Below are 12,689 nucleotides of genomic sequence, written 5' to 3' on the forward strand. Positions count from 1 at the left end.
GCTCTACCAATCTTTTATCGTTTTGTCTTACTCGTACACAGCAGTGCCGGAATATCTCTTCTCATCCCTGCGGGAGTGGCGGCCGGCACTTAACGCGCCACCGCCGTGCCCATCCGGTCGACCAGGAATTTGGTGAAATTCCATTTGATCGACGGACCCAACAAGCCCGATTTCGCGCTCTTCAGATGGTTGAACAACGGATGCGCCCGGGCACCGTTGACCTCGATCTTGGCGAACATCGGAAACGTCACGTCATACTTGCTCGTGCAGAACTCCGCGATCTGCCTGGCGTCGCCCGGCTCCTGCCCGCCGAACTGGTTGCAGGGAAAGCCGAGCACCGCAAATCCGCGCGGCGCGAAATCACGATGCAGTTGCTCCAGACCCTTGTATTGCGGCGTGAATCCGCAAGCGCTCGCGGTATTGACGATCAGGAGCGCCTGCCCCTCGAACCGCTTCAGCGGGACGTCGTCGCCCGCGAGCGACTGCGCCGTGAAATCATAAACGCCTGGCATGGTCCTCTCTGCTCAGCCCACTGGGTCGATCGCCGCCGACGGCGTCCCGCCGGCTTCGATCGCCTCGCCCGCGGCAAGGCACAGATCCTCGCGATAACGCCCGGAAACCAGTTGCACGCCGACGGGAATACGCCCGACCAGTCCGCTCGACACCGTTAGCCCGGGCAGCCCCATGAAGGGAATGGCGATCTGCGGCAATTGCGCATGCCAGACGCGCGCAAACGACGCCTCGTCCTTGCGATCGAGTTGATCGGGGAACGGCAATTCGCCCGATACCGGCATCAGCAGCACGGCGTAGTTTTCGAACAGCGAAAGCCATTCGCGCGTCAACGTCGCTCGTCGCGTCAGCGCCTTCGACAGGTCGAACGGATGCACCTTGGCGCGGTTGCCGCGCAGGCAGGCCAGCGCGCCGGGATCGCCTTCGCGCTCGGCGGCTTCAAGCTGCGCCTCGTAGCCGTCGCCGAGCCAGAGCTTGGTCTGGAGATCGGCGGCCTCGCGCAGCGGCGGCGTGTCGGCGATCTCCTCGACAATCCAGCCCGCGCGCTGCAGCCGCTTGCCGGCGTCGGCGACCGCGGCCTTCACCTCCGGCACGGGATCGAGGCCGTCAGGGTTGAGGCACATCGCGACGCGCTTCGGCATCGGCGGTCCCTCGAGCGGCGCCGGCACCCACCAGGGATCGCGATAATCCTTTGCCGACATCGCGGCCAGCGCGATCCTGATGTCGCCGATGGTGCGGGCGAGCGGACCCGAGACGGCGCTGATCTGCGGCCCGATCGGACGCTCGGGCAGCGCCGCATTGAATGCCGCGATGCGGCCCATGGTTGGCCGCAAGCCATGCACGCCGCAGGCATAGGCGGGATAGCGGATCGATCCGGCAATATCAGTGCCGTGCGCGATATGGCCGATGCCGGCGGCGACTGCGGCGCCGGCGCCGCCGGACGAGCCGCCCGGGGTGATCGCGGGATCGCGCGGGTTCTTGGTATCGCCATGGATCAGGTTGGACGTGAACCAGCGATAGGAGAAGGCCGGGCAGTTGGTGCGCCCGAGAATGACGGCGCCGGCCTTGCGCAGATTGTCGATGACCGGGCTGTTGGTCTTGGCGATGGCGTCGCGCTGCAGCTTCAGGCCGTTTGTGGTGGCATAGCCCTGCTGGTCGATATTGACCTTGACCGTCACAGGCACGCCGCCGAGCAGGCCAACATCCTCGCCGCGCCCGATCGCGGCATCGACGGCGGCAGCCTGCGCCAGCACGTCCTCCGGCCGGTGATCGACAACGGCGTTGATTTTCGGATTGACCGCGTCGAGCCGCGCCAGGGCGGCGGTCGCCGCCTCCTTGGCCGAGACTTTCTTCGACTTGATCAGCGAGGCCATTTCCGCGGCCGACAGGCGCCATAGATCCTGCATGCAACACTCCATCCGATTGCCGCCCTTTTAGAGCGTTTTCGGGCGAAGTGGAAACCGGTTCGCGCCAAGAAAACGCGTTAGATCAAAATCCACGCCATGCCAGCGGGGAGCGCCCCGGATTTAGCGCATGCGGGCGATGAAATAAGCGAGATCGCCGATCTGTTCTGCCGCGATCGGCGCCATCACGTCGGCCATGCTGGCATCGTAGCCGTGGCGGGTGTTGCTCTTGTACTCGGCCAGGGTCTTGGCGAGGTAGTCCTCGCGCTGGTTGGCAATGCGGGGAACGTTTTCCTTACCCGACAGATCCGGATTGTGGCAGGTGTCGCAGCGGTGCTGCCGCACCAGCGCCTGACCGAGTTGCATCCGCGCGGGATCGCCCGCTTCCGCGGGCGGCGCCGGCTTCGGCATCTTGGCGATGAAGTCGGAGAACAGGCGAAGATCGTCGTCGGTCAGCGGCTTCGCCATCCCGTTCATTGGCTCGAAGACGCGCAGCTTCTCGCGGAACATGAAGAGCTGGATCAGCGCATATGGCGCCTGCTGGCCGCCGAGCGACGGCGTATTCTCGAGCTGGGATTGGCCTTTCTCGCCGTGGCAGGCGAGGCATGGCGCGATGCGCTGTTCGATGGTTTGGGCGTTGGCCGAGGCTACGACCCAAGCGAACGCCAGCATCGCAATTGTTTTACGCATCGGCCATTCCCGACATTTCGTCGTTCCGGGGCGATGCGAAGCATCGAACCCGGAACCTCGAGATTCCGGGTCTGGTGCTAACGCACCATCCCGGAATGACTGTCACTCACGATGACGGCTGAGACGACTACTTCCCCGCCACCTTCTGCTTGCCATAGGTGATGCGGTAGACCGCGCCGTTCCAGTCGTCGGAGACCAGCAGTGAGCCGTCCTTCATCTGCAGCACGTCGACCGGGCGGCCGATGTACTTGTTGTCGTCCAGGAAGCCGGTCAGGAACGGCTCCAGCGACTTCATGGTGCCGTCCTTGTTGAACCTGGCGACCATGAGATCGCCGCCAACTTTCCTGGAGCGGTTCCAGGAGCCGTGCCGTGCGATGATCGCCACGTTCTTGTAGGTCTTCGGGAACATGTTGCCGGTGTAGAAGCGCATGCCGAGCGACGCGGAATGCGGTCCCAACAGGCCGACCGGCGCCGTGAACTCGCTGCAGGACTTGCCCCAGCCGAATTCGGGATCGACGATGTTGCCCTGCAGGCAGTAGGGCGCGCCGAAATGCTCGCCGACCTTGGTGATGCGGTTGAGTTCGTCCTCCGGCACGTCTTCCGACATCCAGTCGCGGCCGTTGTCGGTGAAGTAGAGCTGCTTGCTCTCCGGATGCCAGTCGAAGCCGACCGTATTGCGCACGCCGCGCGCGATCACTTCGGCGCCGGAGCCGTCGAGGTTCATCCGCCGGATCAGGCCGTGCTCGTCGTCGTGCAGCACGTTGTTGCCGGGCTGACCGACCGGAACGTAGAGCTTGTTGTCGGGACCGATGCCGATGAACTTCCAGCCATGGGCCTCGTCCTTGGGCAACTTGTCGAAGATCACCGTCGGCTTCGGCGGATTGTCCAGGTTATCTTCCACCTTCTCGATCTTGGAGACCTTGGAAAGTTCGGCGATGTAGAGTGTGCCGTCCTTGAAGGCGAGGCCGTTCGGACGATAGAGGCCGGAGGCCAGCACCTTGACCTCGCGCTTGCCGTCCTTGTTGACGATGGCATAGACCTTGTCGACCAGGCGGCTGCCGACGAACACGGTGCCCTTGTCGCCGAGCGCGAGCGAGCGGGCGTTCGCCATGCCGGCAGCATAGACCTCGATATTGAAGCCGGCCGGAACCTTCAGCTTCGCGGTCGGCAGCTTGTCCGGCGCGGCCGCGATCGGGGGTGGCGCGACCGGCGCGAGCTTGGCCGCAGCCTCGCCCGCGGGACGTCCGATCAGGGGCGAGCCGGGAGGAAGCGGCGTCGCGGCAGCCGGTGGCGCGGCAGCGGCCGGCGGCGGCGCGGCGGGAGCAGCAGCCGGCGGATCGGCGGCCTGCTGCGCTGCGGCGCTCAGCATAAAGGCAGTCAGGAATGCGCCTGATAGCAACAGGCTGCGCGGCACGGATACGAAGTTCGGCATGGGCGTTCTCCCTGGAGGAAGCCCTTCTCGTCGCGCAGGGTCACATGATGCCGGCGCCGGAGGCTTTCCCGGCCGGCACTCTCCATATTTGTCTACCGGTGTGCAATCGGAAAACAGCGCGTCCGCACGTTGCACCCAACATGGACGGAAGCAGTCGCCCGGCGGGGATCCGTCAGTGTCTTGTGATGGGACCGCCGGGCGCGTCGAGGATCGCTTCGGAGAACGGAAACTCCAGCACGATCTCGCCGTCGTCATCGGTCACCTCGATGGTCGCGCTCAGCAATGCTCCCTCGGCGCCATCGGTCTTGAGCAGCTCGCGGATCATGGCGCGAGCCATTTCCCAGGCGCGGTCCGGATCGCGGAGGACTTCACCATCGGGATCGGAAATCAGCTCGTCGCCGATACGGGTGTTGAAATAATATCGCGGCATCGGCTCAAACATGGCTCCGGTTGAGGCCTCCACGACCGGAGGCCAGACTGATTGACACACTCATTTGGAGCCTGCGGCGCTCCGTCCCTTCTGCCCAGAATTGTCATTCGCGATGGCAGGAACAACCGCGAAAGCGTTGGTCCCACGTTGTTTTGACCGCCGTTCTCCGCACAACTCCGTGAGGCCCTGTGCGATGCAGCATAAACAAATGCAGGTTCCAGGCAAAAGATTTCACTGGCGAACTTTTCGATCCGCGCTACCTTAGCTCGCGAGGGCGGAATTCGTCCGGTAGCAAAAGGGAGAACCAGATGGCCTGGAAAGCACCGAAGATCGTCGAAGTGTCGGTCGGCATGGAAATCAACATGTATATGTGCGCCACCCGCAAGTAAGCGGTAGCGCAACTTCACTTTTCACGCAGGTGGACCGCCGGGTCGATGCTTTCCCGAACGGGAAGGCGCTTCGCCAGGAGTCCACCTCGTGTCGTTTTCCCGGGCTTGGCACCCGGGTTTGTTTCGTTTGGTTCTAAGAGTTACCGGGGGACGGATCATGCTTCGCGTCGTCGTCCTGGGCGCCGCGGCGGGCGGCGGTGTTCCGCAGTGGAACTGCGGATGTCCGGTGTGCCGGAAAGCGCGAAGCGAAAATCCGGAAGTGCGGAGCACCCAGGCATCGATTGCCGTCAGTGCCGACAACGAGCACTGGTACCTCGTCAACGCCTCCCCCGACCTCCGTCAGCAGCTCATTTCGACGCCGCAGCTTTATCCCGGGGCCGGCCGGCTACGTCACAGCCCGATCGCCGGCGTGATCCTGACCAATGGCGAAGTCGATGCGGTCGCGGGACTACTGTCGATGCGCGAGGGCTCGCCCTTTACGCTCTATGCGCATGAGCGGGTACTTGCGATTTTGCGATCCAACAGCATCTTCAATGTGCTGGGCGAACAAGATGTAGAGCGGTGCCCGATCGCGGTGGATGTCGCGTTCGAGCCCGCTTTGCCCGACGGCTCGCCCTCCGGCATCGAAATCCTCCCCTTCGCGGTGCCCGGCAAGGGCGCATGGTACCTCGAAGGCAAGGCGCATCCGGAAGGCGGTGATGCCGCGGGCGATACGCTTGGGCTTCGCGTCCTGGACAAGACGAGCGGCAGGTATTTCTATTTCCTGGCCGCCTGCGCGCGAATGACCGACGACCTCAAGTCGCGGCTTTCGGGCGCCGCGCTGGTCTTCTTCGACGGCACGGTGTGGCGCGACGACGAACTGATCGCGCAGGGCCTCGGCACCAAGACGGGACAGAGCATGGGCCATATTGCGATGTCGGGAGAACACGGGGCGATCGAAAGCCTTGCCGGCCTCGACGTCGGCCGCAAGATGTTCCTGCATATCAACAACTCCAACCCTGCCCTGCTCTCCGGCTCGGACGAGCGACAGGCGCTGGAACAGGCCGGCTGGCGGATTCCAGCCGATGGAATGGAGATTACGCTGTGAATGTCGTGCCTACCGGCGGGATGACCGCATTGTCGATCGGCAAGGGCGTTACGCTCAACAATGCCGAGGAACTCGAGGCGATGCTCCGCCACATCGGCGCGACGCGTTACCACAATCTGCACCCGTTTCACCGCCTGCTGCATGGCGGCAAGCTCAACAGGGGCCAGGTGCAGGCCTGGGCGCTGAACCGCTATTTCTACCAGAGCACGATCCCGCTCAAGGACGCGATGGTGATCTCGCGCTTCCGCGACCGCGCCACCAGGGTCGAATGGCGGCACCGCATCGAGGACCATGACGGCGATATCGGCAGCGAAGGCGGCATCGAACGCTGGCTGAAACTGACCGAGGGTCTCGGGCTCGACACCGCCTATGTGGAATCGACCGAAGGCATTCTCCCCGCCACGCGGTTTGCGGTGGAGGCCTATGTGCATTTCTGCCGTGATCGCACGCCGCTGGAGGCGATCGCCTCCTCGCTCACGGAGCTGTTTGCGCCGAACCTGCATGAGGAGCGCATCTCCGGGATGTTGCAGCATTACAACTTCGTCAATCCTGACATCATGAGCTATTTCAGCCGCCGCCTGACCCAGGCGCCGCGCGACGCGGGATTCGCGCTGGACTATGTCAAGAGGCACGCAAAGACGCCGGCGAAGCGCGAGGCAGTCGCCAACGCGCTGATCTTCAAGACCAATGTGCTATGGGTTCAGCTCGACGCGCTGTATCATGCCTATGTCGACGGCCACATTCCGCCGGGCGCGTTCGTGCCCAAAGGGGATTAGCCATCAAAAGGAACTAGCCAAATCCAAGGAACTAGCCAAGGGGACTAACAATGGCGTTGAGCCGCAACATCAGTGTCAGCGAGGCGAGCCGGCCGAAATTGCCGCGGCACGCCAAGCTGAAATTCGATGAGACGCGGCAGGTCTGGGTGATCCTGGCGCCGGAGCGCGTGCTGGCGCCGGACGAGATCGCGGTCGAGGTGCTGCAGCTTTGCGACGGGGAGCGCAGCGTCGGCGAGATGGCCGACCAGCTTGCGGCGAAGTACGCCGCGCCGCGCGAAGCGATTTTGACCGACGTGATCGGGATGCTGCAGGATCTCGCCGACAAGGGCTTTCTGACTGAAGCGCGCGAGAAGACGTCATGAGCGACATTCTCACCGATAGCAAGACGACCGGCGCCGCAGCACCCAGCGACGGGCTCGCCGTGCTCGAATCGCAGCGCTCGACCGCGGAGACGTTCGGCATCCCCTTAGCCGTGCTCGCCGAGCTGACGCATCGCTGCCCGCTGCAATGCCCCTATTGCTCCAACCCGGTCGAGCTCGACCGCGGCAGCAGCGAATTGACCACGGAAGAATGGAAGAAGGTGCTGAGCGAGCTCGCCGAAATCGGCGTGCTGCAGATCCATTTCTCCGGCGGCGAGCCCACCGCGCGCAAGGACCTGGTGGAACTGGTGCAGCACGCGAGCGATGTCGGGCTGTACAGCAATCTCATCACATCGGCGGTACTGCTGACAAAGGAACGGCTTTCGGCTCTCGCCGATGCCGGGCTGTGCCATGTGCAGATCAGTTTTCAGGGCAATGAGCCCGGCGTGGCCGATCGCGTCGCCGGGCTGAAAAACGCGCATGAGAAAAAGCTTGAAGTCGCTAAATGGACGCGCGAACTCGACCTGCCGCTGACGGTGAACGCGGTGATGCACCGCCAGAACCTGCATCAGCTTCCCGACATCATCCAGATGGCGGTCGACCTCGACGCCGACCGGCTCGAGGTCGCCAACGTGCAGTATTACGGCTGGGCCCTGAAGAACCGCGCCGCCCTGATGCCAACCCTCGAACAGATCGAGGAGACCAGCCGCATCGTCGAGGAAGCCGTGACGCGCCTGAAGGGCATTCTCGCCATCGACTACGTGGTGCCGGATTATTACGCGCTGCGGCCGAAGAAGTGCATGGGCGGCTGGGGCCGGCAGTTCTTCAACATCTCGCCCGCCGGCAAGGTGCTGCCCTGCCATGCCGCCGAGAGCATCACCGGGCTCGAATTCGAATCCGTGCGCTCGAACCATTCGATCGCCTGGATCTGGCAGAATTCCGCGGCCTTCAACCGCTACCGCGGCACCGGCTGGATGCCCGAGCCATGCAAGAGCTGCGAATTCCGCGAGGTCGATTTCGGCGGCTGCCGCTGCCAGGCTTTTGCCCTGACCGGCGACGCCGGCAATACCGACCCGGCCTGCACGCTGTCGCCGCGGCATGAAGATATCTTCAAGACCGCCGAACGCGAGGCCGCCGCGCACGAGGACCGTTTCCTCTACCGCAATTTCGCCGGCGGCACGCTGGAGACGGAAGGCGAGCATGGCGCCTGATGCCGACGCCGGCAAATCCATCAAGCGCGACGATCCGTTTGCGCCGCTGACCTCGGAGCAGCTGGCGGTCGGCGACGGCCACGACATCCATGTCGAGAGCGTCGGCCGCCTCGGCGGCATTCCCGCGATCTATCTGCATGGCGGGCCCGGCAGCGGCTGCCAGGCGGACCACCGCCGTCTGTTCGATCCCGAGCGCTTTCACGCCGTGCTGTTCGACCAGCGCGGCGCCGGCCGCAGCCGCCCCAAGGGCAGCCGGCAAGCCAACACCCTGCCCCATCTGATCGCGGACATGGAAATGATCCGCCAGAGGTTCGGCTTCGAACGCTGGATGGTCGTCGGCGGCTCCTGGGGCGCGACGCTGGCGCTTGCCTATGCACAGGCCCATCCCGCGCGCGTCAGCGGCCTCGTGCTGCGCGCCACCTTTCTCGGCACGATGCAGGAAATCGAGACCGGATTTCTGGGCACGCTGCCAAGGCTTTATCCCGGCCTCTATAACGACTTCGTCAGCGTGCTGCCGGAAGACGAACGCGCGCAGCCGATCCGGTCCTACTTTCGCCGGATCCTCGATGCCAATCCCGACGTGAATATTCCGGCCGCGCGCGCCTGGGGCGAGACCGAGCGCATTCTTTCCGAACACACGCCAAACCGTACGCGCCTGGACCTGACGGCGCTCAATTCGTCGCGGGCCGTGCCGGCGACACCTTTCATGGAAGCGCACTACTTTTCCCATGACAGCTTCATGCGGCCGAACCAGTTGCTGAATGAAGCAGGCAGGCTCGCCGGCATCCCCGGCATTGTCGTGCAGGGCCGCTACGACCTGCTGTGTCCGCCCGCGATCTCGCACGCGCTCGCGGCCGCGTGGCGCGAGGCCGAAATCCGCTTCGTCGAGGGCGCCGGCCACAGTCTGTACGACCCGGGCGTCCGCAACGCCGTGATGAAGGCGATCGCGGACCTGGCATCCAGGATCGAGAAATAGGAAACAAGAACATGCCGATGGCCGGAAAAGGCATGCTGCTGACCTCGATGAACATCGATGCGGCGCATGAAGCCGAGTTCAATCGCTGGTACGACCGCGAGCATCTTGAGGAGCGCGTCGCGATCGACGGCTTCCTCGAAGCCCGCCGCTATGTCGCCCACGACGGCAATCCGAAATACCTCAGCCTCTATTCCACCGAAACGTTCGAGGTGCTGGACAGCCCGGCCTATCGCACCGCGCTGGCAAACCAGACCGCATGGTCGAAAGCCAATATCGCCCGCTTCCAGAACATGATCCGGGCGGTGGCGCGCATCACGATCAGCCGCGGCACCGGCCGTGGCGCCGCACTCGGCATCGTCAGGCTGCGTCCGGCCGGCGGCGAGGACAGACTGCGCGCCGCACTGGCTGAGCAGTTCGATCCCGAAAAGCTCGACGGCATCATCTCCCTGCACCTGATCGAGAGCGATCCGGCGCTGTCGAAGCCGATCACGGACGATCCGTCCGCGCCCAATCCGGGTGCCGGCGACTGGTTCGTGCTTGTTGATGCGACTGACGTCTCCGCGTTGCGCGCGGCCATGCAGCGTATTTCCGGCAACACCGCCCTGAAACCGCTGATCGTCTCGAGCGGGACCTACCGCCTGATGTGGGATCTGGCGAAGGGCGATATCGGCTAGGCGTCGCTCCTGAACGCGAACCGGCAACATCGCCCCGTAGAAACCCGGTGAAGGTGCTGTTAACGTGGTGTGGGGTACTGCGGTGGCCGACATTTGCGTTCTGGCAAGTGCCGCTCGGTTCGGAGCTGATACGCACGATTAGTGCTTGCGCCAGGCGCCCTCCAATCTTCCTCTCGTAACAGCCGATGGCTTGACGGCGCGGATGAGAACTTCCGCCGAAGTTGTTCACAGCGCTTTTGATTACGTCGCTAATGCTGTCTCTCGGATCAATCAATGGAGCCGAACTACATGGCGGACAAATCCGCGAACCCTGTCGCCGAGATTTTCACTGCCTTCCTCAAACTGGGCCTCACCTCGTTCGGCGGCCCGATCGCGCATCTCGGCTACTTCAGGACCGAGTTCGTCGAGCGGCGGAAATGGCTGAGCGAAAGCAGCTATGCCGATATCGTTGCGCTGTGCCAGTTCCTGCCGGGGCCGGCGTCCAGCCAGGTCGGCTTCACGCTCGGCATTTTGCGCGGCAACGGCTTCTTGGGCGGGCTGGTGGCGTGGTCTGCCTTCACCATGCCGTCGGCGATCATCCTGTTTGCCTTCGCCCTCGGGGCGACGGCCTTCAGCGGCCCGCTCGCCGACGGCGTGCTCCATGGGCTCAAGCTGGTCGCGGTCGCGGTGGTCGCGCAGGCGATCTGGGGCATGACCAGGAGCCTGACGCCGGACCGTGAACGGGCTGCGATTGCGCTCGCCGCCGTCGCAATCGTGGTTTTCATCGGCGGATCGTTCGGCCAGATCGGCGCCATCGCCCTCGGCGCCGTGGCCGGGCTCTGGCTGTGCCGCGGAAATGGCCCCACCGCGACCGGCCAACTCGGCTTTTCGGTGTCGCGTCGGCACGGCATGGTGGCGCTGGTGCTGTTCGCGGTTCTGTTTCTGGTCACGCCGCTGGTCGCGGCCCGAACCGGCTCCCAGGGACTTGCGCTGTTCGACGCCTTCTATCGTTCCGGCGCGCTGGTGTTCGGCGGCGGTCATGTCGTGCTGCCGCTGCTGCAGGCGGAGGTCGTCACGCCCGGCTGGGTCAGCAATGCCGATTTCCTCGCCGGTTATGGCATGGCGCAGGCGGTGCCGGGTCCGCTCTTCACCTTCGCCGCCTATCTCGGCGCCGTTTCCGGGCCTGCTCCCAACGGTCTCGCCGGTGCTGCGATCGCGCTCGTCGCGTTGTCGCTGCCGGGGCTGCTGCTGGTCTACGGCATGCTGCCGTTCTGGGACGCGCTACGCCTGCGGCCAGCCGCGCAGGCCGCCATGCGCGGCACCAATGCCGCCGTCGTCGGCATTCTCGGCGCCGCGCTCTACAATCCGGTGTGGACCAGCGCGGTGCTCAGCCCGCGCGATTTCGCAGTGGCGCTGGCAGGTTTCCTGCTGCTGACGGTCTGGAAACTGCCGCCCTGGATCGTCGTCGTCCTGCTCGCGGCAACTGGCGCAATGCTGCGATTGATCTGAGCAGCTCGCCTCACCTGCGTGCAAATCCATGTGATGCGCTCACCATTTTTGTGCATCGATGTGCACTGCACATACTGCACCGCCGCAATTAACGCTGCGACGCTAAATCACGCCCCCATGCAATTGAAAGCGGGAGATCGCGCAAAATTGCCTTTGTGCCCGATATGGAATGGCTCTAATAAGATAAGTCTATGATCCTATTCAAAAACCACAAGAACGCTACCTAAGCGTTCGCAAGGCAAAACAGGGCCGCGTTGCGGTTGTCGGCGCGGGCAAGGTAGGAATGAAACCGACTGATATCTCGGCGCCGGACTACTTTCACAAGGTGGTCGATTGCCAATGGGCCTGCCCCGCACACACGCCAGTTCCCGAATATATCCGTCTGATTGCCGAGGGGCGTTATAGCGACGCCTACATGATCAACTGGAAATCGAATGTGTTTCCCGGAATCCTGGGACGCACCTGCGATCGTCCATGCGAGCCGGCATGCCGACGCGGCCGCGTCGAGGAAAATCCGGTCGCGATCTGCCGCCTGAAGCGCGTCGCGGCCGACTTCAAGGACGACGTCAAGCATCGCATGCCGCGGCCGGCCGCGAAGAACGGCAAGCGCATCGCGCTGGTCGGCGGCGGTCCCGCCTCGCTTGCGGTGGCGCGCGACCTTGCGCCGCTCGGCTATCACTGCACCGTGTTCGATTCCGATCCGAAGGCGGGCGGCATGATGCGGAGCCAGATTCCGAAATTCCGCCTGCCCGATTCCGTGATCGACGAGGAGACAGGTTACATCCTTGGCCTCGGCGTCGAGTTCAGGGGCGGCCAGCGCATCGACAGCCTGAAGAAGCTGCTAGGCGAGAATTACGACGCGATCTTCGTTGGTTCCGGCGCACCGCGCGGCCGCGAGCTTGATGTCCCCGGCCGCAAGGAGGCCGCCGCCAACATCCATATCGGCATCGAATGGCTGGCGTCGGTTTCGTTCGGCCATGTCGAGAAGATCGGCCGCCGCGTGATCGTGCTCGGCGGCGGCAACACCGCGATGGATTGCTGCCGCACCGCGCGCCGCCTCGGCGGCGAGGACGTCAAGGTGGTCGTCCGCTCCGGTTTCGAGGAGATGAAGGCGAGCCCCTGGGAAAAGGAAGACGCCCTTCACGAGGACATTCCGATCCTCAATTTCATGGTCCCGGTCGCCTTCAAGCACGTGGCCGGCAAGCTGATCGGCGTCACCTTCCAGAAGGTGAAGGCCGAATACGACGCCAAGGGCCGCCGCAAC

General features: G+C 64.1%; 14 protein-coding genes. 9 read left to right on the forward strand and 5 right to left on the reverse strand.

The window, feature by feature from the left end; genetic code table 11:
* Positions 1 to 89: 89 nt before the first annotated feature.
* The 5 genes from V7E26_RS24665 to V7E26_RS24685 all read right to left on the reverse strand — a co-directional run bounded on the left by V7E26_RS24665 (position 90) and on the right by V7E26_RS24685 (position 4,465).
* Positions 90 to 512, reverse strand: a complete 423-nt coding sequence (locus V7E26_RS24665; RefSeq protein ID WP_324421368.1) for a glutathione peroxidase — start codon at positions 510 to 512, stop codon at positions 90 to 92.
* Between the two features lie 12 nt (positions 513 to 524).
* Positions 525 to 1,916, reverse strand: coding sequence for an amidase family protein (locus V7E26_RS24670; RefSeq protein ID WP_324421370.1), 1,392 nt, complete (start codon positions 1,914 to 1,916; stop codon positions 525 to 527).
* A 120-nt stretch (positions 1,917 to 2,036) separates the two neighbouring features.
* Entirely contained in the window at positions 2,037 to 2,603 is a 567-nt protein-coding gene (locus V7E26_RS24675; protein WP_324421372.1) for a c-type cytochrome, read from the reverse strand.
* Between the two features lie 127 nt (positions 2,604 to 2,730).
* Entirely contained in the window at positions 2,731 to 4,035 is a 1,305-nt protein-coding gene (locus tag V7E26_RS24680; RefSeq protein ID WP_324421374.1) for a PQQ-dependent sugar dehydrogenase, read from the reverse strand.
* A 172-nt stretch (positions 4,036 to 4,207) separates the two neighbouring features.
* On the reverse strand, positions 4,208 to 4,465 hold the full coding sequence (locus V7E26_RS24685; protein ID WP_324421391.1) for a DUF6894 family protein: 258 nt from the start codon (positions 4,463 to 4,465) through the stop codon (positions 4,208 to 4,210).
* A gap of 308 nt (positions 4,466 to 4,773) precedes the next feature.
* Between V7E26_RS24685 and pqqA the strand changes: the two genes are divergently transcribed.
* From pqqA to V7E26_RS24730, 9 genes are all read left to right on the forward strand, one after another.
* A complete protein-coding gene (gene pqqA / locus V7E26_RS24690) occupies positions 4,774 to 4,854 on the forward strand; it encodes a pyrroloquinoline quinone precursor peptide PqqA (RefSeq protein ID WP_035635412.1) in 81 nt (26 codons plus the stop codon).
* Between the two features lie 157 nt (positions 4,855 to 5,011).
* The gene (gene pqqB / locus V7E26_RS24695; protein WP_324421375.1) at positions 5,012 to 5,941 is read left to right on the forward strand and encodes a pyrroloquinoline quinone biosynthesis protein PqqB; all 930 of its coding nucleotides are present in this window, start codon (positions 5,012 to 5,014) and stop codon (positions 5,939 to 5,941) included.
* A gap of 20 nt (positions 5,942 to 5,961) precedes the next feature.
* The gene (gene pqqC / locus V7E26_RS24700; RefSeq protein ID WP_324421419.1) at positions 5,962 to 6,717 is read left to right on the forward strand and encodes a pyrroloquinoline-quinone synthase PqqC; all 756 of its coding nucleotides are present in this window, start codon (positions 5,962 to 5,964) and stop codon (positions 6,715 to 6,717) included.
* 50 nt (positions 6,718 to 6,767) lie between these two features.
* The gene (pqqD, locus tag V7E26_RS24705; RefSeq protein WP_324421377.1) at positions 6,768 to 7,079 is read left to right on the forward strand and encodes a pyrroloquinoline quinone biosynthesis peptide chaperone PqqD; all 312 of its coding nucleotides are present in this window, start codon (positions 6,768 to 6,770) and stop codon (positions 7,077 to 7,079) included.
* Positions 7,076 to 8,287: a pyrroloquinoline quinone biosynthesis protein PqqE gene (gene pqqE, locus V7E26_RS24710; RefSeq protein ID WP_324421379.1), complete on the forward strand. Its 1,212-nt coding sequence runs from the start codon at positions 7,076 to 7,078 to the stop codon at positions 8,285 to 8,287. The genes pqqD and pqqE overlap by 4 nt, the downstream gene beginning before the upstream one ends.
* Positions 8,277 to 9,263 (forward strand): prolyl aminopeptidase, encoded by a 987-nt coding sequence (gene pip / locus V7E26_RS24715; RefSeq protein ID WP_324421381.1) that lies wholly within the window; start codon positions 8,277 to 8,279, stop codon positions 9,261 to 9,263. Before pqqE ends, pip begins: the two co-directional genes overlap by 11 nt.
* Before the next feature lie 11 nt (positions 9,264 to 9,274).
* A complete protein-coding gene (locus tag V7E26_RS24720; protein ID WP_324421383.1) occupies positions 9,275 to 9,937 on the forward strand; it encodes a hypothetical protein in 663 nt (220 codons plus the stop codon).
* 288 nt (positions 9,938 to 10,225) lie between these two features.
* A complete protein-coding gene (gene chrA / locus V7E26_RS24725; protein ID WP_324421385.1) occupies positions 10,226 to 11,425 on the forward strand; it encodes a chromate efflux transporter in 1,200 nt (399 codons plus the stop codon).
* A gap of 283 nt (positions 11,426 to 11,708) precedes the next feature.
* A partial coding sequence (locus tag V7E26_RS24730; protein ID WP_324421387.1) for an FAD-dependent oxidoreductase occupies positions 11,709 to 12,689 on the forward strand: 981 nt, incomplete at its 3' end.

Origin of the sequence: Bradyrhizobium sp., assembly GCF_036735945.1 — a bacterium.
GTDB lineage: Bacteria > Pseudomonadota > Alphaproteobacteria > Rhizobiales > Xanthobacteraceae > Bradyrhizobium.

Coding starts and splice junctions, on each gene's coding strand:
- V7E26_RS24665 (WP_324421368.1), bottom strand. CDS start 512: ATGCCAGGCGTTTATGATTTCACGGCGCAGTCGCTCGCGGGCGACGAC.
- V7E26_RS24670 (WP_324421370.1), bottom strand. CDS start 1,916: ATGCAGGATCTATGGCGCCTGTCGGCCGCGGAAATGGCCTCGCTGATC.
- V7E26_RS24675 (WP_324421372.1), bottom strand. CDS start 2,603: ATGCGTAAAACAATTGCGATGCTGGCGTTCGCTTGGGTCGTAGCCTCG.
- V7E26_RS24680 (WP_324421374.1), bottom strand. CDS start 4,035: ATGCCGAACTTCGTATCCGTGCCGCGCAGCCTGTTGCTATCAGGCGCA.
- V7E26_RS24685 (WP_324421391.1), bottom strand. CDS start 4,465: ATGCCGCGATATTATTTCAACACCCGTATCGGCGACGAGCTGATTTCC.
- pqqA (WP_035635412.1), top strand. CDS start 4,774: ATGGCCTGGAAAGCACCGAAGATCGTCGAAGTGTCGGTCGGCATGGAA.
- pqqB (WP_324421375.1), top strand. CDS start 5,012: ATGCTTCGCGTCGTCGTCCTGGGCGCCGCGGCGGGCGGCGGTGTTCCG.
- pqqC (WP_324421419.1), top strand. CDS start 5,962: ATGACCGCATTGTCGATCGGCAAGGGCGTTACGCTCAACAATGCCGAG.
- pqqD (WP_324421377.1), top strand. CDS start 6,768: ATGGCGTTGAGCCGCAACATCAGTGTCAGCGAGGCGAGCCGGCCGAAA.
- pqqE (WP_324421379.1), top strand. CDS start 7,076: ATGAGCGACATTCTCACCGATAGCAAGACGACCGGCGCCGCAGCACCC.
- pip (WP_324421381.1), top strand. CDS start 8,277: ATGGCGCCTGATGCCGACGCCGGCAAATCCATCAAGCGCGACGATCCG.
- V7E26_RS24720 (WP_324421383.1), top strand. CDS start 9,275: ATGCCGATGGCCGGAAAAGGCATGCTGCTGACCTCGATGAACATCGAT.
- chrA (WP_324421385.1), top strand. CDS start 10,226: ATGGCGGACAAATCCGCGAACCCTGTCGCCGAGATTTTCACTGCCTTC.